Raw genomic sequence first — 22674 nt, forward strand, 5'->3', positions numbered from 1 at the left:
CTTGTGTGTGGGGCGCTATAGTCTATAGTCATAAAGTGCAGTGAATGGTGCTGATCCTTTGTATTATCGGATACTTAGATGCACCACGACCTAATTTCGTCAGAGTTCTTTGCAGCTCAAAATGAAGAGGAACAGCTATGGATAATAAATCAGCCTCCAGTGGCAAATGCCCCGTGATGCATGGTGGCAATACCAGCTCTAGTAAAACAGTGATGGAGTGGTGGCCTAATGCTCTTAATCTCGACATCTTGCATCAGCATGATAGCAAGACTAACCCGATGGGAGCAGACTTTAATTATGCCGAAGAATTTAAAAAATTAGACTTAGCAGCTGTTAAAAATGATCTAAAAGCACTCATGACCGACAGCCAGGATTGGTGGCCAGCTGACTGGGGTCATTATGGTGGTCTTATGATCCGCATGGCATGGCACTCGGCTGGTACTTATCGTACCGCGGATGGTCGTGGTGGCGGTGGTACCGGCAATCAGCGGTTTGCCCCCTTAAACAGTTGGCCAGATAACGTTAACCTAGATAAAGCACGCCGCTTATTGTGGCCCATCAAGAAAAAATACGGCAACAAATTGTCGTGGGCGGATCTTATGATTCTGGCAGGAACCATGGCTTACGAGTCAATGGGGCTCAAATCCTATGGCTTTGCCGGTGGTCGCGCTGATATTTGGCATCCTGAGAAAGATATTTATTGGGGCTCTGAAAAAGAATGGTTAGCTGAAACGGCGCAACGTTACAGTGACGATCAAGACCGTGATAGCTTAGAAAACCCTCTAGCAGCAGTACAAATGGGATTAATTTACGTGAATCCTGAAGGGGTTGACGGTAAGCCCGATCCATTACGCACGGCTCATGATGTCCGCCGCACATTTGCGCGGATGGCGATGAACGATGAAGAAACCTGTGCTCTTACCGCTGGTGGGCATACCGTGGGTAAATGTCACGGCAATGGCGATGCTACGAAGTTAGGTGCAGAGCCTGAAGCGGCTGATGTAACTGAGCAAGGCTTGGGCTGGAAAAATCCAGCTGGTAAAGGTCACAGTGGAAATACCATTACCAGCGGCATTGAAGGGGCTTGGACCACCCATCCAACGCAGTGGGATAACGGCTACTTCTATCTCTTGTTGAACTATGACTGGGAATTAAAGAAAAGCCCAGCTGGTGCTTGGCAATGGGAACCCATCAATATTAAAGAAGAAGATAAACCAGTTGATGCCCATGACCCTAGCAAGCGTTATAACCCCATTATGACGGATGCTGACATGGCCATGAAAATGGACCCTGACTATCGTAAGATTTCAGAGCGGTTCTATAACGATCCTGAATACTTCTCTGAAGTGTTTGCCCGTGCTTGGTTTAAATTAACGCACCGAGATCTAGGACCTAAATCTCGCTACTTAGGCCCTGATGTACCGGCTGAAGACTTGATCTGGCAAGATCCTATTCCTGCGGTTGATTACAGCCTCGACGATACCGAAATTGCCGATCTTAAACAGCAACTTCTTAATAGCGGCTTAAGTACAAGTGAACTGGTTGCGACGGCTTGGGATAGTGCTCGTACCTTCCGCGGCTCGGATTATCGTGGTGGAGCTAATGGTGCGCGAATTCGTTTAGCACCGCAAAAAGATTGGGAGGGTAATGAGCCTGAACGTCTCCAGAAGGTACTAAAAGTACTCGAGAGTATTCAAGCCGGCTTCCATAAACCAATTAGTTTAGCGGATCTTATTGTCTTAGGTGGTACTGCAGCGGTTGAGCAAGCCGCACATGCAGCGGGGGTCGATATTAAGGTACCTTTTGCCCCAGGTCGCGGCGATGCAACCGATGACATGACTGATGCAGAAAGCTTCGAACCGCTTGAGCCAGTACATGATGCCTATCGTAACTATGTGAAAAAAGATTACGCAGTAGCACCCGAAGAACTCATGTTAGACCGCACCCAACTCATGGGCCTAACAGCACCGGAGATGACGGTTTTAGTTGGTGGCATGAGAGTACTAGGTACCAATTTTGGTGGCACCAAACATGGCGTATTTACTGACCGTGAAGGTGTCTTAAGCAATGACTTTTTTGTTACCTTAACTGATATGTCCTATACATGGGAGCCCGCTGGTAAGAATCTTTACCACATTAAGGAGCGTGCTACCGGAGTTACCAAGTATTCCGCAACACGAGTTGATTTAGTCTTTGGTTCTAACTCAATCTTACGGAGTTATGCGGAGGTTTATGCGCAAGATGACGCACAAGAAAAATTTGTGCATGACTTTGTGAAAGCTTGGACCAAAGTAATGAATGCAGATCGCTTCGATTTAATCTAAATCGACAATGCGCTAAGCTAGAACCCGCGTTGGCAAAACCATCGCGGGTTTTTTAATAGATAGAGGCCTATCATGTCAGCGTCATTTACTACCGAACTCAGTTATTGTCAGCTAGCCAACGAATTTTCGACGAGTTGCTCACCCAGCCCAGTATCGGCGCCACAATGGCTAGCATTTAATCAGTCATTAGCGGCTGAGCTCGGCTTACCCGAAGCTTTTTGGGGGACTGAAGCCGGCTTGCAACTCTTTGCTGGTAACCAACTGCCGGACTGGGCCCAGCCCCATGCGCTCGCCTACAGTGGTCATCAATTTGGTCATTTTAACCCGCATTTAGGTGATGGCCGCGCCATTTTACTGACGGAAATCGTGACCCCTGAGGGACAACGTTTTGATCTGCAGCTAAAAGGCAGTGGCCGCACCCCCTACTCTCGCCGCGGCGATGGCCGCTCTGCCATCGGCCCAGTGATACGAGAATATTTAGTTAGCGAAGCCATGCATCATTTAGGCGTACCTACGACGCGGGCGTTGGCTGCAGTCGCGACAGGCGATTGGGTACAGCGTGAACAAGCCCAACCCGGCGCAATTTTGGCACGCGTAGCGCGCAGCCATTTACGTGTAGGTACCGCCCAATATGTCTTAAATTTAAATAGTGCGGCTAAGCTTAAAAGCTTTGCCGATTACCTTATTGAACGGCATTACCCAGAGATTATACTCCAACATGCGCCTGGTTTTGCTCGCTATGATGCGCTCCTTAACGCAGTTATCGAAAGCCAAGCACAATTAATTGCACGATGGATGAGTTTGGGTTTTATCCATGGCGTTATGAACACAGATAACATGAGCTTAGTCGGTGACACTATTGACTACGGCCCCTGTGCCTTTATGGAAGCCTACAACGAACACCAAGTGTTTAGCTTTATTGATAAACAAGGGCGCTACGCCTACGCCAATCAACCTGCAATGGCACAATGGAACCTAGCTCGGTTTGCCGAAACCTTGCTACCTATCATGACCGCTAACGATGCACCTGAACCAGAAGCAGCCATCGCTGCTACCATAGAAAGAGCTACCGAGCTGGTCATGGGCTTTAGTGACAAGTACCAACAGTATTATCAAGCTTACTTTAGCGCTAAAATCGGGCTCAGCCCAGACCATCCAGAGGCCAGCAAATTAGTTCAACAGCTACTTGCGATAATGCAACAGCAGCACATTGATTTCACCCTCGCATTTCGTTACCTAGGGGATGCAGAGCCAAATCGACGCAATCATCTGTTTAGTGATAGTGCGTCATGGTTAACCTGGCATCAGCAATGGTTGCACGCGACTGCGAGTACTCCGACGCATCAATTACAGCGCCAACTTAATGAGGTTAATCCAGCTCTGATTCCGCGCAACCATTTAATTGAAGACTGTATTAATGAGGTCATAAAGACAGGTTCACTCGCTCAATTTGTTCGATTACAGCAAGCCTTCGCACAGCCATACCAAGAACGAGCAGAGTACGCAGATTTAATGCCGCCGGCCACTGCCAGCCAGCAGGTTACCACAACCTTTTGTGGTACTTGAAAAAAAGCTGGATTGTTCTAAACAGTTTAGTTATCCTTGCAAACGCAGTAACAACATTATAACAAGGAGTTTTAGCTTATGACTGAGCAATCAAACACGACAGGACAACCGGCCCCAGAACCAGCAGCCACAATGAATTCAACAACAGTTCATGCCAATAATACTGTAGACCAAGACCAGAATAAAACCCTGACACTGGTCGTTTATATTCTGCAATTAGTATCTTGCTTTGTTGGCTTCACCAGTATTGTGGGTATTATTATTAACTACATCAAACGAGCTGAAGTTCGTGGCACTTACTTAGAGTCACACTTTACTTGGCAAATTCGCACCTTTTGGTGGATGTTAGTGTGGTCGCTCATTGGTTTAGTCACTACCTTCTTTGGCATTGGTTTTATCGTGCTATTGGTCGCAGCCGTGTGGTTTATCTATCGCGCCGTACGTGGCTTACTCAACTTGAATGATAACAAACCTATGCCGGTATAAGTTACTTACTTACGTTTCTAACTTTTGACCAAATCTCCCAGCAGTTGCAATGCATGTGGTTGTTTTGCACTGCTGGTTTTATCACCGCCGCGGCAAAGCTATTTTAGTGTTCAACGGAAATAGCGTTTAAGTACCACCAGCGGCCCTGTTCTCTAATAAATTCAGACTCTTCTTCCATTTCTGCAATACCATCTTCAGCTGCGAAATAAGCGATAAAGTGCACGTAACCACGATTTCCTTGGCTACCACTAGCAATGATTTGTAACTGAAGCCAAACCGGATTATCACTGAGTTCTAACTGCTCTGGTCGAGTGGAGGGATGCCAAGTAGCAGCAATATATTCCACTAGGTTGCGAGCAAAAGCACTGTAGCGAGACCTCATCAGTTGCTCTGCTGTACGTGGCAACTTGGTGCCAGTATGAAAAGGCCCACAGCAATTGGCATATTTTCCGCCACCGCAGGGGCACTTCTTGCCCATATTCTTGGCTGGAATATTAATCATAACGACCACCTCGTCGGTTCTTGCGTGAGGCCACAGATGCTTGACGCTCTGAGCGCGAACCCGCTGATGCTGAAGCGACTTTCTGCGGCTTCGGGCGCCGACTTTTATGTCCCTCTGGTGCTAATCCAGTCGAGCCTTCAATGGCCGCCATAATATCAGCCAACTCGGCAGCATTTAGATTACGCCATTGACCCACTTGCAGAGTGCCTAGACGCACGTTCATAATGCGAGTTCGCTCTAATTTGCGCACCTCGTAGCCGAAGTATTCACACATCCGACGAATCTGTCGATTCATACCCTCAACTAACGTTAACCGAAACACAAACGACGACAGTTGCTGTACCTTACAACGCTTGGTCATGGTTCCTAAAATAGGTACACCGTTAGCCATTCCCTTGATAAAATCGGCGGTAATAGGCTTATGAACCGTCACCACGTACTCTTTTTCGTGGCGGTTACCCGCACGCAATATTTTGTTAACGAGATCGCCATTGCTGGTAAGAAATATCAGCCCTTGCGAGTCTTTATCTAACCGACCGATGGGAAAGATCCGCTCTTTGTGGCCGACAAATTTTTGGATATTCTTAGGCTCAGCTGAATCGGTTGTGCTTACAATACCAACGGGCTTATTTAACGCAATGAAAACAAACTTATCTTTATTTTGAGCTGCTACTAGGCGGCCATTCACTCGTACTTCGTCGCTGGGCCCCACCTTGTCACCCACCACCGCAGGACGACCATTAAGTGTCACTTGGCCTTGCTCAATAAAGCGATCTGCCTCGCGGCGTGAGCACATACCACTTTCGCTGATGAATTTATTGAGACGCACGGCATCACGTGGCGATGATTGGTTCATTTGCATAGGTTAAAAAGCACCTTAATAGACGAAGATATCCGTCAAAGTGTATCAGAATCCGTGCCTTTAGATGAACTAAAAGCGACTAGCCAACAACAATCCAATTGCGCTTGCTGGCTAGCCGCGTAACACCGATAACCCTCGGTATTGTAGCTTTAGTCTTGTGGTACCCGCACCCAGCCTTCCATCAGCACCCGTGCACTGCGGCTCATAATAGCCTTGGTAACCGTCCATTCACCATTCACCTGAGTGGCTTCAGCTCCCACTCGTAAGGTGCCTGATGGATGACCAAAGACAACTTGGCTACGGTCTCCGCCACCAGCCGCTAAATTAACCAAGGTACCTGGCACTGCTGCCGCAGTAGCTATCGCAACTGCTGCTGTTCCCATCATGGCATGGTGCAATTTACCCATTGACATAGCCCGTACCAACAGATCAATATCACCAGCATGAATTGCTTTACCACTGGCTGAAACATAATCTGCCGGAGCAGCCACAAAGGCAATCTTAGGAGTGTGCTGACGTGCCGCAGCAGCCTCAATAGAGTCGATTAATCCCATTTTAACCGCACCGTAAGCGCGCAGTTTTTCAAACATCAATAAGGCTTCAGCGTTCTCGTTGATGGCTCCTTGTAATTCAGTACCGGTGTAACCAATATCTGCGGCATTGACAAAAATCGTCGGGATACCGGCATTAATAAAAGTTGCTTGCAACTTGCCAAGCCCTGGCACTTCAAACTCATCAACCAAGTTGCCCGTGGGGAACATTGCTCCACCAGCACCATCTTCATCAGCTGCAGGATCAATAAATTCAACCTGCACTTCTGCCGCTGGGAAAGTGACCCCATCCAGCTCAAAATCACCGGTTTCTTGCACTTCACCGTCAGTAATGGGCACATGCGCAATGATGGTTTTTTGAATATTTGCCTGCCAAATTCGAACGACACAGATGCCGTTAGACGGAATTCGTTCAGCATCAACCAGACCATTGCTAATTGCAAACGAACCTACGGCTGCCGTTAGGTTGCCACAGTTACCACTCCAATCTATAAATGGTTTGTCGATAGCTACCTGTCCGAATAGATAATCAACGTCATGGTCACTTCGGCTACTGCGGGATAAAATAACCGTTTTACTAGTACTGGAAGTAGCTCCGCCCATGCCATCGGTGTGTTTACCGTAAGGATCTGGACTACCAATAACACGCAGTAATAATTTATCACGCGCTGGACCCGGCGTTTGCGCAGCTAGGGGCAAATCATCCAGTTTAAAAAAGACCCCTTTAGAGGTGCCGCCACGCATATACGTAGCGGCAATTTTTAGTTGCGGAGCAAATGCCATAGGATTAAACCTCACCAGCTAAAAAGTCTTGAGCAAAACGTTGTAAAACACCGCCAGCTGAGTAGATTGACACTTCTTCAGCAGTATCTAAGCGACACTTGGTAGGTACTTTTACCACTTCGCCGTTGGCCCGATGAATCACCAAAGTCATAGTCGCACCCGGCTGCACCTCGCCCTCCACATCGAAGGTTTCAGTGCCATCAATAGCTAGAGTGTTACGGGTGGTACCCGCTGCAAATTCTAGCGGTAACACTCCCATACCAATTAAGTTAGTACGGTGGATACGCTCAAAGCCCTCTGCCACAATACACTCAACACCCGCTAAGCGAACACCTTTCGCAGCCCAGTCTCGTGACGATCCTTGACCATAATCAGCGCCAGCAACAATAATCAATGGCTGCTTACGCTCCATGTAAGTTTCAATGGCTTCCCACATGCGCATCACTTTGCCATCGGGCTCTACTCGTGCTAGAGAGCCTTGAATCACTTCACCTTGATCGTTACGGACCATCTCATTAAAGAGTTTAGGGTTAGCAAATGTTGCTCGCTGTGCGGTTAAATGGTCACCACGGTGAGTTGCATAACTATTAAAATCTTCTTCTGGCAAACCCATCTTGGCTAAATATTCACCGGCTGCGCTGTCAGGTAAAATCGCATTGGATGGCGATAGGTGATCGGTCGTAATATTGTCACCTAACACAGCCAGCGGACGTAGGCCCTTTAAACTGTTCCCTGAAGCAAATGCCCCCTCCCAATAAGGAGGACGGCGAATATAAGTGCTCTGTGGACGCCAGTTATAAAGCGGTTCAGTCTTCTCACCATAATCAACGTTCAAACTAAACATAGGGTCGTAAACCGTCCGGAACTGTTCTGGTTTAACTGCTTGTTTAACAATGGCGTCAATTTCTTCGTCGCTTGGCCAAATATCCTTTAAGGTAACAGGGTTACCTTGCTGGTCGAGACCTAGAACGTCTTTCTCAATGTCGAAACGAATGGTACCGGCAATAGCATAAGCCACAACTAACGGAGGTGATGCTAAGAATGCTTGCTTGGCGTATGGATGAATACGGCCATCAAAATTACGGTTACCAGATAGAACCGCCGTTGAAAATAAATCTCGCTCGATAATTTCTTGCTGGATATTTGGATCTAAAGCACCACTCATACCATTACAAGTTGTACAGGCAAAACCAACGACGCCAAACCCTAAGGTTTCGAGTTCTGGCAATAAATTGGCATCTTCTAGGTACATTTTTACCGTTTTTGAGCCCGGTGCCAACGAGGTTTTCACCCAAGGCTTACGGGTTAAACCTAGTTTATTAGCATTGCGTGCGATCAAGCCGGCCGCAATCATATTGCGTGGGTTGCTGGTATTGGTACAGCTGGTAATAGCCGCGATAATGACTGCGCCATCTGGCATCAAACCTGCTTCGGGCTGGTCAATATGCTTCGCAATACCACGTGCTGCCAAATCAGCCGTAGGTAGCAACGCATGCGGGTTAGACGGCCCAGCTAAATTGCGCTCAACAGCGGCTAAATCAAAGGTTAATACCCGCTCGTACTCGGCTGCCTTCATGCTATCCGCCCACAAGCCCGTGTGTTTGGCAAAGCGTTCAACTAGCTCAACTTGCTTGTCATCACGACCGGTAAGCTTCAAATAATCAATGGTTTGCTGGTCAATGTAGAACATGGCTGCAGTTGCACCATATTCTGGCGTCATATTTGAAATAGTCGCCCGATCACCTACTGACAAAGCATCAGCACCTTCGCCAAAGAACTCTAAGTAGGCTCCTACCACGCGCTCTTTCCGCAAAAACTGAGTGATAGCTAAGACCAAATCGGTACCAGTGATGCCTGGTTTAAGCTTGCCTGTTAGTTCTACCCCAATAATGTCGGGTAGACGCATGTAAGAGGCTCGTCCCAGCATCACGCTCTCGGCTTCTAGGCCACCTACCCCAACAGAAATGACGCCTAAGGCATCGACCATAGGGGTGTGACTGTCGGTACCGACACAGGTGTCAGGAAAAGCCACGTTGTCACGCACTTGCACAACTGGCGACATTTTTTCTAAGTTGATCTGATGCATGATGCCGTTCCCTGGTGGGATAACATCAACGTTTTTAAAGGCTGTTTTAGTCCAGTTGATAAAATGAAACCGGTCGTCATTACGACGGTCTTCTATTTCTCGGTTCTTTTCAAAGGCATCTTTCTCAAAGCCAGCATGTTCTACTGCTAGCGAGTGGTCCACGATTAACTGGGTTGGTACCACCGGGTTAACCTTAGCTGGGTCGCCACCTTTAGCGGCAATTGCATCACGTAAACCAGCTAAATCAACGAGCGCTGTTTGGCCCAAAATATCGTGGCATACTACCCGCGCTGGGTACCATGGAAAATCCAGATCGCGCTTGCGATAAATCAATTGTTCAAGGCTGGCCGTTAAGTCCGCTGGGTTGCAGCGACGCACTAACTGCTCAGCTAAAATTTTAGACGTGTAAGGTAGGCGATCATATGCGCCTGGTTCGATAGCTTCTACCGCGGCACGGGTATCGTAATATTGTAACGTTGTGCCTGGGAGCTGTTGACGAAATTCTTGATTCATGGCGGTCCCCTTAGATGAATAGGACAAAAGTGCTCCGACACACTGAAGGTTTGCCGGAGCAACTAAGCTGGTGCGTACGCCGGTTTAACGGTCGGCTAACGCTGGAACTGGGCGCGGTGCAGGACCAGTATAGTCGGCACTAGGACGAATAATACGGTTATTTGCACGTTGCTCTTTTACGTGTGCAGTCCAACCACTTACCCGCGACATCACGAAGATTGGGGTAAACAATTTAGTTGGGATGCCCATGTAATGATAGGCCGAAGCATGGAAGAAATCGGCATTTGGGAACAATTTCTTCTCGCGCCACATCACTTCTTCACAACGCACAGATACATCGTACAGGCGGCTATCACCAAACTCTTGCGAGAGCTTTTCTGACCACTCTTTAATGATATCGTTGCGTGGGTCAAATTCGCGATAAATAGCGTGACCAAAGCCCATGATTTTCTCTTTACGCTCTAACATGCCCATCAGCTGTTGCTCAGCGTCATCAGCGTTTTGCATATTCTCAATCAACTCCATTGCGGCTTCGTTTGCGCCACCATGCAATGGACCGCGTAACGAACCAATCGCACCGGTAACACATGAGAAAATATCAGAAAGGGTTGAAGCACATACCCGAGCAGTAAAGGTTGAAGCATTAAATTCATGCTCCGCATACAGAATCAATGAGGTATTCATGACATCCGTGTGTAATTTTGACGGCGCTTTATCATGCAATAAATGAAGGAAATGCGCGCCAATGGAATCATCGTCGGTGGCAGTTTCAATACGTTTGCCATCATGACTAAAGCGATACCAGTACAACAAAATACTAGGGAATGCGGCTAACATCCGCTCAATTTTTGCATCTGCTTCGCTAAAATCTTGCTCAGGTTCGATGTTGCCTAGAAACGAACAGCCGGTGCGCATCACATCCATCGGATGAGCATCAGCTGGAATGCGCTCTAGCACATCTTTCAATGCTTGTGGCAGTCCACGTTGTTGTTTAAGACGCGCTTTAAACTCAGCTAATTGTGTCGCGTTCGGTAACTCGCCACGTGATAATAAGTATGCGACCTCTTCAAAACTCACTTTGTCGGCTAATTCTTTAATGTCATAGCCGTAATAGGTTAGGCCTGAGCCACTTTTACCTACCGTACAAAGTGCCGTTTCACCTGCTACTTGACCGCGCAATCCGGCCCCTGTTAGTTTCTTATCAACCATGATTAACTCCTTATTAATATCTAATATCTAATATCTAATAGCGCTCTTGTTCTACTTCTTAAACAATGAATCTAATTTATCTTCAAAGGCGTGATAATTCAGAAAATCATACAGTTCAGCGCGGGTTTGCATGCTGTCTACTACGTCTTGCTGATGGCCTTTGGCTAAAATGCTTTCGTACACATTTAAGGCTGCTTTGTTCATGGCACGGAAGGCACTGAGTGGGTATAGCACTAATTCAATACCAACCTCAGCTAGCTCATCTTTGCTAAACAACGGTGTTGCACCAAACTCGGTGATATTGGCTAATACAGGTACGTTCAACGCATCGGTAAATGCTTGATAATGCTCTAAAGTATGCACTGCTTCAGCAAAAATCGCATCGGCACCAGCTTCAACACAGGCTTGTGCACGTTCAATCGCTGCGGCGAGGCCTTCTTGCTGAAACGCATCGGTACGCGCCATGATGTAGAACTGCTCATCAATGCGAGCATCTACCGCAGCTTTAACGCGGTCCACCATCTCTGCTTGTGACACGATCTCTTTGTTTGGGCGATGGCCACAACGTTTCTGCGCTACTTGGTCTTCAATATGAAAACCTGCCGCACCTGCGCGCGTCATTTCTTTCACCGTACGGGCAATATTAAAGGCTCCGCCCCAACCCGTATCAGCGTCGACTAATAAGGGCACATCCGTTGCGCCGGTAATACGTCGAATATCTTCACACACGTCATTGAGTGACGTCATACCTAAATCAGGTAAACCAAATGAAGCATTGGCAACGCCGGCACCTGATAAATAAAGTGCTTGATGGCCAACCCGTGCTGCCATCATGGCGGTGTAAGCATTGATGGTGCCAACAATTTGCAACGGCTTGTTGGCGGCAATGGCTTGGCGAAACTTAGCGCCGGCACTGTGTACTTGAGTCATGTTATTTCCCCAATTGCTGTAGTTTAGATTCAATGTTGCCACGCGAGGCAGCGATGTGGCGGCGCATCAGCAGATCCGCCAGTTCACCATCGCGATTAGCAATGGCATTAATAATAGCTTTGTGTTCGTCAAACGCACGTGACACGCGCGGACCATTCATCCCTAATTGAACTCGATACATTCGTACTAAGAAGTACAATTCATCGCATAACATATTGATGAGGTAAGGATTTTTGCTACCCATAATAATGCGATAATGAAAATCAAGATCGCCCGCCTCTTGATAATAGCTTTCACCTTCGCGTACTCGTTGGCTGGTGAGGTGTTGGTCTAGCAACTGGCGCAGCTGTTCAATTTCATGCTCATCCATGTTGGTGGCAGCCAAACGACAGGCTAAGCCCTCTAATTCTTCACGAATTTGGTATAAAGCTTGCAGCCCTGCGGTCGATAAGGTAACGACACGAGAGCCAGCATTTGGCGTTCGTTCAATCAAGTGGCAACGTTCTAGTCGCGCTAACGCCTCGCGCAAAGGCGCACGGCTGACATCAAAGCGCCGCGCCAATTCAGGTTCGCTGATTTTACTGCCCGCAGCAATGTCACCTGCTACGATCGCCCGTTGAATTTCATGTAAGACGCGATCGGCCGAAGTGATCGGCGAACGCCAGATAGGACTATGTATAGTGGCAGCTTCGGTTGTCATGACGTTACCCGATAGATTGTCGACAGTATCTTTGAATTGAGCTTATTCTACGCCCTTGGAAATGGAATTCCAAGGTTGAAATCAATTTTATTGTCGACAATTAAACTAAAGTCGCATGGGTTACGTTATTCATCAAGATGACTAACAAAGGATGTACAACAACATGCACGAAGCCCTAAGCCATTTTTTCGACCTCGGCCAATTCAAGTACAGCGCCATACCCGGTTCTCATCATTTAGGCTTGGTAATGTTGTCCTACCTAGCAGCCCTAGTTGGTAGCTACACGTCGTTGTTAACTCTCAGCCGAGCAAAAAGCTATCGCCATGCCTTTTATCGCAACTTATGGTTATGGATAAGTGCCGCAATAGCTGGCATGGCAGTCTGGAGTATGCATTTTATTGGCATGCTGGCATTTCAAATTCCACTGGCCATTCATCATGATACTGGGTTGACCATCCTCTCAGTGATACCTGCTATTTTAGCCAATGCTTACGCCCTGCACAGTCAACTACCGGCGCTCAATGATAATGCTCGCCAAACGGCCACTACGGGCAGAACCATTAGCGCTGGCCTGGTGCTGGGGCTGGGGATTGGTGCGATGCATTATATCGGTATGGCAGCCATGCGTTTTAATGGCTCGTTAGTCTATGACATTACTTGGTTTCTCACCTCCTTAGTGGTAGCACTAAGCCTAGGTATCGTAGCCATGTTAACTTACCGCGGTCTGCTGCGTTTTGAACGTGATGGCCAATTACAGCGTCTAGTGAGTCGCTTGTTTCCTGCTGCCATCATCGCCGCAGCCATCAGCGGCATGCATTACACTGCGATGTTAGCGGCCCGTTTTTATAGCCAAGAAATAGCCATGCATGGCCATCAACACGATAATTGGTTGGCCTACGTGGTTTGGTTTAGTCTGATTGCAGCCACGATTGCGGCTACCCTTGGTAGTAAAGTTGACCAACGCTTTTACGCTCATGCAAAATCTCAACGCGAAGCTAGAAAAATGATCCGTACGATGGCCACCCAAGATAGTTTAACTGGCCTAGCTAATCGCGCGCTGTTGCTCGAGCATTTACAGCTTCTAAATCAGCAGCTCAAGCCAGATGCTAGCGCTGGTGCAGCTCACGTTTTAGCAATCTATGATTTAGATAAATTTAAAGCTCTCAATAACAGTTTTGGAAGCAGCTATGGCGATGTACTTCTCCAACAAGTAGCGCAACGTATTCTTGATTGGAGCAACGGCGATTATTTTGTCGCGCGATTGGGCGCCAATGATTTTGCTGTGGTCCTTCCATGCCGCCAACGCGATGCCCGTGTCGCAGAACAACAAGCTACCTTTGCTAAAATTCAGGCGCTGCGAGATCACCTTCAAGAAGAATACCAATTGGGCCATTATAGCCATCTGAGCACGGTGTCTGTTGGGATAACCCGCATTGATGCATTCACGGCTCCGGAGACGACGCTGCAACAAGCAAGCTTGGCCCTTGCGCATGCAAAGCAACGACAAACAGGCATTGAATGTTACGACAACGAATTTTCATTAAAAGCGCAACAGCGCTTAGAGCTTGAGGCCGACTTACGTAACGCTATCGAGAAACAGCAATTAGCTTTGTTTTTACAACCGCAAGTGGATGCCGATGGCTCATGGGTAGGCGCAGAGGCACTTCTTCGGTGGCAGCATCCACAACGTGGATTTGTATCCCCTGCTGAATTTATCCCGCTAGCAGAAGAAACGGGGCTTATTATTCAGGTGGGCCATTGGGTGCTAGAACAAGCTTGCGCTATGCTGAAACAGTGGCAATACCGCACGCCCCTGAGCAACCTAGTGTTATCTATCAACGTCAGCGGCATGCAATTTCAGCAGCCCGACTTTGTTGAGCGAGTGCTGAATACGGTTAAACGTTACGGCGTTTGCCCAAGTAAACTTAAACTTGAAGTGACTGAAAGTTTATTACTACATGATGTCGAAGCTGTCGCCGAAAAAATGGCGCAGCTACGTGACCATGGCATTCACTTTGCGATTGATGATTTTGGTACCGGCTACTCATCATTATTGTATTTAGCAGAAATGCCGTTCGAGACACTCAAAATTGACGTTACTTTTGTCCGCGACATGCTAGTGATTCCATCCATGGCGTCGATTGTGGGAGCCATGATCCAGCTGGCTCACAGTTTAGCAATGAATATTGTTGCCGAAGGGGTGGAAACGCCGGCTCAGCGAGATCATTTGCTCGCCAAAGGCTGTGACCTACTGCAAGGCTACTTGTACGCGCCAGCGCTGCCGCAAGCTGAGTTCGAGCAACATTTCGCTACCAGTGCTGATACGGATTAAGTAAGCGGTGGCGTGATGATTTCCGCAGCAGTCTCGGTGCTGCTGCGCCCACTTTTGCTGACACTTATCTCAGCAGTGCTATTCTTGTTGGTAAAATCATGGTGCTCAAACACTTCCGTCAAGATAGCTTGTTCTAAATAGCTACGCATTCCAGCTTTAGCCGGAAACCGAACAATTAAGTGTATTTCACCAGCAACGGGAGCCGTGATGGTAACGCGCGGATCCACTGAGGGTACATCTATGCCTCGATGATCACTCATGCGTTGCATATAGCGCCGGGCAAACTCAAGGATATCAGCACAATGCCGATTAGCCGATTCTAAAAACGCAGCTTGTGCTGCGCGCCAGTTGTCTTCACGTTTAAAAGGAACGGTAAACACATGTAAGACAAAATCATGGGTGTAGCTTTCATTAATGATCGGCTCCGACACAAACAACGAATTAGGGATAGCTATCATGCGCCCGGTTCGTTGGTGACTGTGCTTGCCCGGCCCTACTTCTAATAGGGTGGTCGCCAGTAGGTTTTGATCAATCACATCGCCACGAAAATCTTTGATTTGAATTCTATCGCCGATACTAAACGAACTACTGCCGGACTTAACTAAACTGCCCGTTAAGCACATGATGAGTTCTTTGGTTGCCACCACAAACGCCACCGCAATAGCCACAATACCTAGGGCTAAGGTGCGTAATTCTTCCGCCCAGATCAGCATTAAGCCCAGCATCATCAACAGCAACAAACCATTGCGCGTTTGCACTAACCAACGCCGCCTTAATTCGGTGGTACTGACACTTTTGCGAATAAACTTAGCCAATATCGCCCGTACCAATAAAATCGCCGACACTAAAATCAAAGTCGCAATTAGGGGCTTGGTGATGTTACCGGTTAATTCAAATTCCGAGATAACTTGGCTTAAAGTGTCTGCAACTTGCATGGCGGTCTCGTTGATTTACTCGTACAATGTGCTGGTGAACAATCATAATACTTATTGCGTAATAATAACATGTTGATATAGCTATATCCTCTACAGAAACAAGGAGCTTATGATGTTGCAATTACCTTTTACCAAATTTAAACAGTTGGCACTGCACACGATTGCTGCCGGCAGCCTATTGGGATTAAGTGCCACCGCTGCGGTACAAGCAAGTGAATGGCAATTAGATAGCGAGTTATCACAGCTACATTTTGTTTCGGTCAAAAATGATGTGGTTGCAGAAGTGCATCGTTTTACTGACCTACAAGGCCAGTGGCTCGACAGCCAAGTAAGCATCGAAATCCCGGTGGTTAGCTTAGATACACTGATACCCATTCGCAATGAACGCATGCTGAAGCACCTGTTTGACTCTGACAATTACACGGTTGTGACTGCCACAGCTACGGTAGAAGAAGCCCCGCTGTTGCGCTTACAAGTGGGCGAGAGCTTACCTCTGAGCTTACCCTTAAGTGTGTTTATTGCCGGCGAGACTGAGAAACTGAATGCCACCTTGCAGGTCACACGCTTGGCGGAAAATCGTTTTTTAGCAACCACCGTACAACCGCTGATGATTGATACTCAAGCGTTTAAATTAGCCGAGGGGATTAATCAGTTACGCGACATCGCCGGATTAAAACGGATTGATTACAGCGTACCTGTGACTTTCTCGGTGCAATTTACTCGCTAATGGCTGCCCTAAATGTACGTATCGCAACTGCAGCCGATGTGCTGCAGTTAGCTGCGCTAGAATACGACCAGTACGGTGCCGAAGCTTATCCCGCCCCACTCTTCTATCAAGCGATCGCGCAGTGGCCGCACTTGCAATGGCTCGCAGAGGGCACCGGGCTATCGACTAGGACTGAGCAGTTAGCGGGTTACATCATGGCCGCCCCCGACCAACAACCCGAGTGCTGCTGGATTATGTCGGTGTTAGTTAACTCCGCTTGGCGTGGACAAGGCGTAGGCAAACAATTGTTACAAGCATGGCTTGAGCATCTGCCGGCGGGTTATCGTGAAGTAAAGCTCACCGTGGCCCCCAACAATGCCGCAGCCATTGGGCTGTATCAGCAGTTAGGATTTACCGAACAAGCCTATTTAGCTGACTTTTTAGGCCCGGGCGAAGACCGCTTGTTGCTGAGTTGTTACCTACACCCATAAAATATCCTGAATCAACCCTGTGACAACGGTTGACCAAGTCCGCTTGGTTCTCATATAGTGCTGTTTACATAAGAATTACAAGAAAACGATAACAGCCAACTATGACATCATTCAGAGTCCATCCGGCGGTGATTTCCGCAGCATTATTCACTGGATTAGCCGCCACTGCGACCATCGGCGCTTGGGGGTTGTTGACCAACCTCATCAGCCCTCCCACGGGCTTATTTGATCGCATGCTTTCTAACACCTCCGCAGCTATTTGTGTGGCCATTGCTGCGGCGCTACTAGGGCTGTTAACGGCACGACGTTGGCTACAAATATCCGCAGGGGCGGTGATTGTTGGCTTCGCCCTCCATAGTCTATTGGTACACTCGAGTTTAAACCGCGTATTGTTTATGCCGTGGCTAGCCAACTACGAAGCTGTGTTATACACCCCCATGGTGGCCTTGTTCATGTTGCTTGGCACCATGCTTATGCTCAATCCTCGCGGCATAGTACAGCGGCTGTGGGTGCGCACCCTAGCGTTGGTGGTGATCATTGCCAGTAGTATTATTTTAGTCGCTCATTTTGATTCTCGCGGCTTTATGATTTTTGGCCCGCATCCCGATATTACAGGGGTTGCAGGTATTCTTTTATTACTCATTGGGATTGCCTTTTTACTTGCCAGTCATCGCCAAGCACCCCCTATTCGAATGCCTAATCGCACCGCCTCCACTCTAGGTGGTTTAGCCGTATTTATTACCTGCTCAACATGGTTTTATATGGGGCAAAGCCATTTGCAGTTAATTCAAACAGCTGCTGATAATGGCCTACAACGGGTTGCAAAAGCTCGGATTCAAATGGCCCATGTCAATGTCCAACTACTTGAGCGTATGGTTGAACGCTGGCGGGTCGCAGATGATCGGCTCGCGATTGATATGCAACAATCAGATGTGCAGGCCTACATGCGGGATATCCCTCATATCTTATCGATTTCGTTACTCGACGCCCAAGCACAACCGCTCTGGCGCTTTGACCGCGATGATAGTTTTGCCTTAGCAGCGGAAGTTCTGCGTGATGCAGAAGTGCAACAATGGTTGGCACAACAACCTCAACAAACTCAGTATCTCATCCCTCCCCTACGTTTTGCCAAGCGTGATCTGCCGGCTGTAGCACTGCTGTTGGTGCCGGTAAATCGAGTGAGTAGTCAGCCGGGCTACCTACTCACTACGCTTAATTTGAACAGAATGATGAACCCTGATACGCGGGTGTCAGATGATGAAATTAAAATCTATACGCAACTGGGTAGTGGCTTTGTGCGCAGTTTTGACGAGGGCAAGCCATCTCATGGTAATGAAGTGGTGCTCGCTTCCACGTTACTTGAGATACCTCACGGGCCAAACTTAACCCTAACTGCTACTTTACATAGCTTTGCTGACCTCAATCGTGCTGCCGGTATGCGTAGCGTCATTGTGGCCTTGGGCCTATTGTTTAGCATGGCCTTTTTGCTGATGTTTCAGCAAAACCGGCTGATGCGTGAACAGCAGTTGTCACTCGGCTTAAGCGAACAGCGCTACCGTTCGCTGTTTGATAACAACCCAGACCCAGCCTTTTCGTTAGATACTAATGGCTGCCTCAGTCAGGTGAACGATGCTTTCTGCAAGCTGTTGCAGTTGCCTCGCGAACGATTACTTGGTATGCATTACAGAAAGCTGATACCAAGCAGTCAACATCCATCGGTTGCTGCTTTGTTTGAACAAGTGCTAGCTGGCCATAGTCAGCGCTACGAGGTCACCGCCATAGCTGCGCATGGGCAAGAGATAGACTTAGATCTGACCAACCTGCCCATCAAAATAAACGAACACATACTGGGTACCTTTGGGGTCGCCAAAGATATTACCCAAACCAAAAAAGATGCTGAACAACGGCTGCTGCTTAGTCGCGGCATTGATAGTGGCGTCAATGGTATTGTCATTGCAGATGCGAATGTGATTGGGTTCCCAGTGGTTTATGTGAACAAAGTGTTCCAACAGATAACAGGGTATTCCTATCACGAGATCGTGGGGAAAAGCTGTGCTCTGTTACAAGGCCCTCAGACCGATCCTTTTACGGTTACCGAAATCGCGCAAGCGCTGCGTGAAAAACGAGATTTTCGTACGCAAATACTTAATTATCGCAAAGATGGTAGTAGTTTCTGGAATGAATTATACCTGTCTCCTGTTCGTGATGACCAAGGTGATGTTACTCACTTTTTGGGCGTACAGCATGATGTCTCTGAACAGGTAGCAGATAAAGAGCAACTCGCCTATCAGGCTAGCCATGATGCACTGACAGGTTTAGCCAACCGCTTCAGTTTAGAGCAGCACCTGCAAAGGTTGGTGCAGCGTCAACAACAAGGGCATGCATCAGGTACTTTGGCAGTATTGTTCATCGATTTAGATGGCTTTAAGCCAGTGAACGACAGTCTTGGCCTCAAAGTTGGTGACACGATTTTGCAACAGGCGGCCAAGCGCCTGCAGCAACTTATTCAAGCTCCGCATTTTATCAGCCGCTTTAGCGGCGATGAGTTTGTTGCTGTAATAAGCGAAATTGAGGATACCAGCACGGTAACAAGCCTAGTTCAACAGCTGATGGATGTCATTGATGAACCCTACCATGTCGAGGGCCACAATATTTACATTTCAGCGAGTATTGGGGTGACCTATTACACTCGGAAGATAAAGCAGCCGTTAGAATTGATTCAGCAAGCTGATATAGCCATGAGCCAGGCTAAATTACAGGGCCGCAATCACTTCCAGATTTATCAAGCCGCCAACAATGATAACTATCAAGCGAACGTTATTTTACGGAGTGAATTTCAGCAAGCGATTGATGATGATGCGTTACAGCTTCATTACCAGCCTATTATTGATCTGCATAGCGGCCGCGTGGTTACCGTTGAGGCTTTGATGCGTTGGATAACTCCAGATGGCAGGTTCATTTCACCGGGTGAGTTTATTCCACTGGCTGAGTCTACCGGACAAATTATTCCAGCTGGGCGTTGGGCGCTGCGTAAAGCCTGCACCGATGTGCACGAGATGCAACAATTTGGCGCTATCCGAGTTGCGGTAAACTTATCTGCTTTACAATTTCACCGTGCTGACTTTTTCGATCAGGTACAGCAAATTCTCGAAGAAACGGGCACTCCAGCCGATCTCCTCGAATTAGAACTGACTGAGAGTATTCTTATGGAGAACTCAAATCATACCATCGAGGTTCTGCAGCGCTTTAAAGAGGTTGGTATTCGAGTTGCGATTGATGATTTTGGCACAGGCTTTTCTGGGCTGAGTTACTTAAAGAAGCTCCCGGTTAGCAAGCTTAAAATTGACCGTATTTTTGTGCAAGACATAGACCAATCTGCAAGTGATCAGGCGATCACTGCTGGGGTCATCAATATGGCCACCCAGGTTGATATGGAAGTGATTGCTGAAGGTGTCGAAACCCTAGCGCAAATTACTATGCTCAAACAGCTAGGCTGCGGCTACATTCAGGGTTTCTACTATGCTAAGCCTATGCCGTTAGAAGAGCTTAAAGTTTATTTGGCTCAGCACGCATAAGCAAGATTGTTAAAGCACTTGTGATGGCCTAAAAAAAGCCCCACTCAGCTACACTGGGCGGGGCTTTTGCGTTAAGACAGCGCTATCACTACGATGATTTCAAGTCGTCATCATGCTGCTCTAAATCCCAAGGTAAGCTCCCTGGTGAGATATGCATAAACTGCAAGTAGTTTTCAAATTGATTAATCACGTCGTTAATAATATCGCCCGGCTCATAACCGTATAAATCATAAGCTTGTCCACCTTGGCGCAGGAACACTTCAGCTCGATAATATTCACGATCCTTACCATTCGATTTATCTACCGCGAATTGGGGGCGTTGATAGGCACGCATCCGCACCTCGTAGGTAAAATCTACTTCATCGTCTTTTTGTACGCTAAAAATAGCCCGGATATTTTCGGTATCAAAGCTAGTCTCGGCCAGCCATTGCTGCCCTTTAAGTTCTTTTGCAACATCACCTAAACTTTCCATCACTGTGTGCTCAATAAACTCTCGCACTGCTTGTTGTTTAGGGAAATCAACGACTCCGGCTAAGCGCTTCTTCCAATAGGATGGCCCTGCATGGACCCCACGACGGTGAGTACGCATTGCGCTTTTCAAGCTAGCATGCTGATGCCCCTCTATAACCAACGCACGCCACATACCAAACGCTGCAATAAGAATCACCACCGCAAAAGGTAAAGCACTGGCAATAGCTGCGGTTTGTAACGCTCCTAGCCCTCCAGCAAGTAATAACACCCCTGCCACAACTCCCTCTGACGAGGCCCAGAATACCCGTTGCCATACCGGCGTGTCGGTACGTCCACCGGACGCCAACGAGTCGATCACTAACGAGCCCGAGTCTGACGAGGTAACAAAGAAAGTAACAATCAATACCACCGTGGCAAACGACAAGATGTTAGTCCACGGCAAGCGTTCATATAACTTGAATAATGCGATAGCTTCATCATTTTGCACTTCAGTAATCAAGGCTGTGTAACCTTCGTTCATAATTAAATTCAATGCGGTATCACCAAATACGCTGAACCAAAAGAACGTAAACATCGTAGGCACAAACATCACCCCGAACACAAACTGACGGATGGTTCGGCCACGACTAATTCGCGCAATAAACAAACCAACGAATGGCGCCCAAGCAATGGTCCAGCCAAAAATAAATAAGGTCCAGTTACCAATCCAATCGCTCCGTGAATAAGCCTGCAAGTTGAACGTTCGCTCAACAATATTGTTCAGGTAGGCCCCGGTGTTTTGTAAATAGGTCTCCAAGATATGGACCGTTGGCCCAGCAAAAAATACAAATAACAATAAGAAGAGCACCAACACCATATTGACGTAGGAGAGTCGTTTAACCCCTTTGTCTAGACCCGCTACCACCGATAAAATGGCAAACACAGTGATCACCGCAATAGCGATAATCTGCACGGTTGAATTGATCGGAATATCGGGCCACAGATAGTGCAAACCCGCATTGATTTGAATCACCGATAAACCCAAGGTGGTAGCAATACCAAACATGGTACCTAAGATGGCAAAGGTATCAACTGCATGCCCAGCTGGACCATGGATTTTCTCGCCGATGAGTGGATACAAAGTAGAACGCATCGACAACGGCAGACCATGACGAAAAGAGAAGTAAGCTAACACCAAACCAACCAAGCCGTATATAGCCCAAATATGAAAGCCCCAGTGAAAGTATGCTATTTGCATGGCTTGCTTAGCAGAATCGACCGTCTCTGGTGCCCCCATCGGCGGGCTTGCGTAATGCAGCACGGGCTCAGCCACCCCGAAAAAGAGCAAGGCTATGCCATAACCAGCCGAGAACAGCATGGCGAACCAAGCCACAAAACTATACTCAGGCTCTGCATGGTCAGGCCCAAGTTTGATTCGACCCCACTTGGAGACAGCGACCACAACAATAAAAACTAAGAAAATAGCGACCGCTAGCATGTAGAACCAGCCAAAATCAGCAGTTATCCAGGCCAACACATCACTGAACACCTCGCCAGCTAGCTCGGGATTACTTAGAGTGCCTATCACTAACAAGGCGATGACGGCAACAGCCGGTATAAAGACCGGTGCCAAAATAGCGGAGTTCCACTTCGCTTTGGTTGCGGACATAAAT

At 47.7% G+C, this 22674-nt stretch carries 16 protein-coding genes; 7 read left to right on the forward strand and 9 right to left on the reverse strand.

Annotation, left to right across the window (positions count from 1 at the left end; translation table 11 throughout):
- Positions 1-137 precede the first annotated feature (137 nt).
- From katG to AB8S08_RS07495, 3 genes are all read left to right on the forward strand, one after another.
- Positions 138-2324 (forward strand): catalase/peroxidase HPI, encoded by a 2187-nt coding sequence (gene katG, locus AB8S08_RS07485; protein WP_369742371.1) that lies wholly within the window; start codon positions 138-140, stop codon positions 2322-2324.
- 72 nt (positions 2325-2396) lie between these two features.
- Positions 2397-3890: a YdiU family protein gene (locus tag AB8S08_RS07490; protein ID WP_369742372.1), complete on the forward strand. Its 1494-nt coding sequence runs from the start codon at positions 2397-2399 to the stop codon at positions 3888-3890.
- Between the two features lie 78 nt (positions 3891-3968).
- Positions 3969-4376: a hypothetical protein gene (locus tag AB8S08_RS07495; RefSeq protein WP_258306530.1), complete on the forward strand. Its 408-nt coding sequence runs from the start codon at positions 3969-3971 to the stop codon at positions 4374-4376.
- A 103-nt stretch (positions 4377-4479) separates the two neighbouring features.
- On the opposite strand, the gene AB8S08_RS07500 is transcribed toward AB8S08_RS07495, so the two are convergent.
- The 7 genes from AB8S08_RS07500 to AB8S08_RS07530 form a co-directional block, all read right to left on the reverse strand.
- Positions 4480-4878: a YchJ family protein gene (locus tag AB8S08_RS07500; RefSeq protein ID WP_258306532.1), complete on the reverse strand. Its 399-nt coding sequence runs from the start codon at positions 4876-4878 to the stop codon at positions 4480-4482.
- Positions 4871-5740 (reverse strand): 23S rRNA pseudouridine(2604) synthase RluF, encoded by an 870-nt coding sequence (gene rluF / locus AB8S08_RS07505; protein WP_258306533.1) that lies wholly within the window; start codon positions 5738-5740, stop codon positions 4871-4873. The genes AB8S08_RS07500 and rluF overlap by 8 nt, the downstream gene beginning before the upstream one ends.
- A 149-nt stretch (positions 5741-5889) precedes the next feature.
- Entirely contained in the window at positions 5890-7074 is a 1185-nt protein-coding gene (gene prpF / locus AB8S08_RS07510; RefSeq protein WP_369742374.1) for a 2-methylaconitate cis-trans isomerase PrpF, read from the reverse strand.
- Positions 7075-7078: 4 nt separating this feature from the next.
- Positions 7079-9673 carry a Fe/S-dependent 2-methylisocitrate dehydratase AcnD gene (gene acnD / locus AB8S08_RS07515; RefSeq protein WP_369742375.1) on the reverse strand — a complete coding sequence of 865 codons (2595 nt, stop codon included), beginning with the start codon at positions 9671-9673 and terminating at the stop codon, positions 7079-7081.
- Between the two features lie 84 nt (positions 9674-9757).
- The gene (gene prpC / locus AB8S08_RS07520) at positions 9758-10882 is read right to left on the reverse strand and encodes a 2-methylcitrate synthase (RefSeq protein WP_110075282.1); all 1125 of its coding nucleotides are present in this window, start codon (positions 10880-10882) and stop codon (positions 9758-9760) included.
- Between the two features lie 51 nt (positions 10883-10933).
- A complete protein-coding gene (gene prpB, locus AB8S08_RS07525; protein WP_110075283.1) occupies positions 10934-11812 on the reverse strand; it encodes a methylisocitrate lyase in 879 nt (292 codons plus the stop codon).
- A 1-nt stretch (position 11813) separates the two neighbouring features.
- Positions 11814-12512 (reverse strand): GntR family transcriptional regulator, encoded by a 699-nt coding sequence (locus AB8S08_RS07530; RefSeq protein WP_110075284.1) that lies wholly within the window; start codon positions 12510-12512, stop codon positions 11814-11816.
- A gap of 163 nt (positions 12513-12675) precedes the next feature.
- Between AB8S08_RS07530 and AB8S08_RS07535 the strand changes: the two genes are divergently transcribed.
- A complete protein-coding gene (locus tag AB8S08_RS07535; RefSeq protein WP_369742376.1) occupies positions 12676-14844 on the forward strand; it encodes a putative bifunctional diguanylate cyclase/phosphodiesterase in 2169 nt (722 codons plus the stop codon).
- Here AB8S08_RS07535 and AB8S08_RS07540 read toward each other — a convergent pair.
- A complete protein-coding gene (locus AB8S08_RS07540; RefSeq protein ID WP_369742377.1) occupies positions 14841-15779 on the reverse strand; it encodes a mechanosensitive ion channel domain-containing protein in 939 nt (312 codons plus the stop codon). The genes AB8S08_RS07535 and AB8S08_RS07540 overlap by 4 nt on opposite strands.
- 109 nt (positions 15780-15888) lie before the next feature.
- Between AB8S08_RS07540 and AB8S08_RS07545 the strand changes: the two genes are divergently transcribed.
- The 3 genes from AB8S08_RS07545 (at position 15889) to AB8S08_RS07555 (ending at position 20551) form a co-directional block, all read left to right on the forward strand.
- A complete protein-coding gene (locus AB8S08_RS07545) occupies positions 15889-16506 on the forward strand; it encodes a YceI family protein (RefSeq protein WP_181394889.1) in 618 nt (205 codons plus the stop codon).
- A complete protein-coding gene (locus AB8S08_RS07550) occupies positions 16506-16976 on the forward strand; it encodes an N-acetyltransferase (protein ID WP_110075288.1) in 471 nt (156 codons plus the stop codon). The genes AB8S08_RS07545 and AB8S08_RS07550 overlap by 1 nt, the downstream gene beginning before the upstream one ends.
- 101 nt (positions 16977-17077) lie before the next feature.
- Positions 17078-20551, forward strand: a complete 3474-nt coding sequence (locus AB8S08_RS07555) for an EAL domain-containing protein (protein ID WP_369742378.1) — start codon at positions 17078-17080, stop codon at positions 20549-20551.
- Between the two features lie 88 nt (positions 20552-20639).
- Here the strand turns inward: AB8S08_RS07555 and AB8S08_RS07560 are convergent, their stop codons facing one another.
- The gene (locus AB8S08_RS07560; protein ID WP_110075290.1) at positions 20640-22670 is read right to left on the reverse strand and encodes a BCCT family transporter; all 2031 of its coding nucleotides are present in this window, start codon (positions 22668-22670) and stop codon (positions 20640-20642) included.
- Positions 22671-22674 lie beyond the last annotated feature (4 nt).

The organism is Pseudidiomarina sp. PP-1MA, from assembly GCF_041200125.1.
In the GTDB taxonomy this organism is placed as follows: domain Bacteria; phylum Pseudomonadota; class Gammaproteobacteria; order Enterobacterales; family Alteromonadaceae; genus Pseudidiomarina; species Pseudidiomarina fusca.

Excerpts from the sequence above, each read along its gene's own strand:
- AB8S08_RS07545 (WP_181394889.1), top strand. The coding sequence starts at position 15,889 with ATGATGTTGCAATTACCTTTTACCAAATTTAAACAGTTGGCACTGCAC.
- prpC (WP_110075282.1), bottom strand. The coding sequence starts at position 10,882 with ATGGTTGATAAGAAACTAACAGGGGCCGGATTGCGCGGTCAAGTAGCA.
- prpF (WP_369742374.1), bottom strand. The coding sequence starts at position 7,074 with ATGGCATTTGCTCCGCAACTAAAAATTGCCGCTACGTATATGCGTGGC.
- AB8S08_RS07560 (WP_110075290.1), bottom strand. The coding sequence starts at position 22,670 with ATGTCCGCAACCAAAGCGAAGTGGAACTCCGCTATTTTGGCACCGGTC.
- AB8S08_RS07530 (WP_110075284.1), bottom strand. The coding sequence starts at position 12,512 with ATGACAACCGAAGCTGCCACTATACATAGTCCTATCTGGCGTTCGCCG.
- AB8S08_RS07550 (WP_110075288.1), top strand. The coding sequence starts at position 16,506 with ATGGCTGCCCTAAATGTACGTATCGCAACTGCAGCCGATGTGCTGCAG.
- AB8S08_RS07555 (WP_369742378.1), top strand. The coding sequence starts at position 17,078 with ATGACATCATTCAGAGTCCATCCGGCGGTGATTTCCGCAGCATTATTC.
- prpB (WP_110075283.1), bottom strand. The coding sequence starts at position 11,812 with ATGACTCAAGTACACAGTGCCGGCGCTAAGTTTCGCCAAGCCATTGCC.
- AB8S08_RS07495 (WP_258306530.1), top strand. The coding sequence starts at position 3,969 with ATGACTGAGCAATCAAACACGACAGGACAACCGGCCCCAGAACCAGCA.
- AB8S08_RS07490 (WP_369742372.1), top strand. The coding sequence starts at position 2,397 with ATGTCAGCGTCATTTACTACCGAACTCAGTTATTGTCAGCTAGCCAAC.
- katG (WP_369742371.1), top strand. The coding sequence starts at position 138 with ATGGATAATAAATCAGCCTCCAGTGGCAAATGCCCCGTGATGCATGGT.
- AB8S08_RS07540 (WP_369742377.1), bottom strand. The coding sequence starts at position 15,779 with ATGCAAGTTGCAGACACTTTAAGCCAAGTTATCTCGGAATTTGAATTA.
- AB8S08_RS07535 (WP_369742376.1), top strand. The coding sequence starts at position 12,676 with ATGCACGAAGCCCTAAGCCATTTTTTCGACCTCGGCCAATTCAAGTAC.
- AB8S08_RS07500 (WP_258306532.1), bottom strand. The coding sequence starts at position 4,878 with ATGATTAATATTCCAGCCAAGAATATGGGCAAGAAGTGCCCCTGCGGT.
- rluF (WP_258306533.1), bottom strand. The coding sequence starts at position 5,740 with ATGCAAATGAACCAATCATCGCCACGTGATGCCGTGCGTCTCAATAAA.
- acnD (WP_369742375.1), bottom strand. The coding sequence starts at position 9,673 with ATGAATCAAGAATTTCGTCAACAGCTCCCAGGCACAACGTTACAATAT.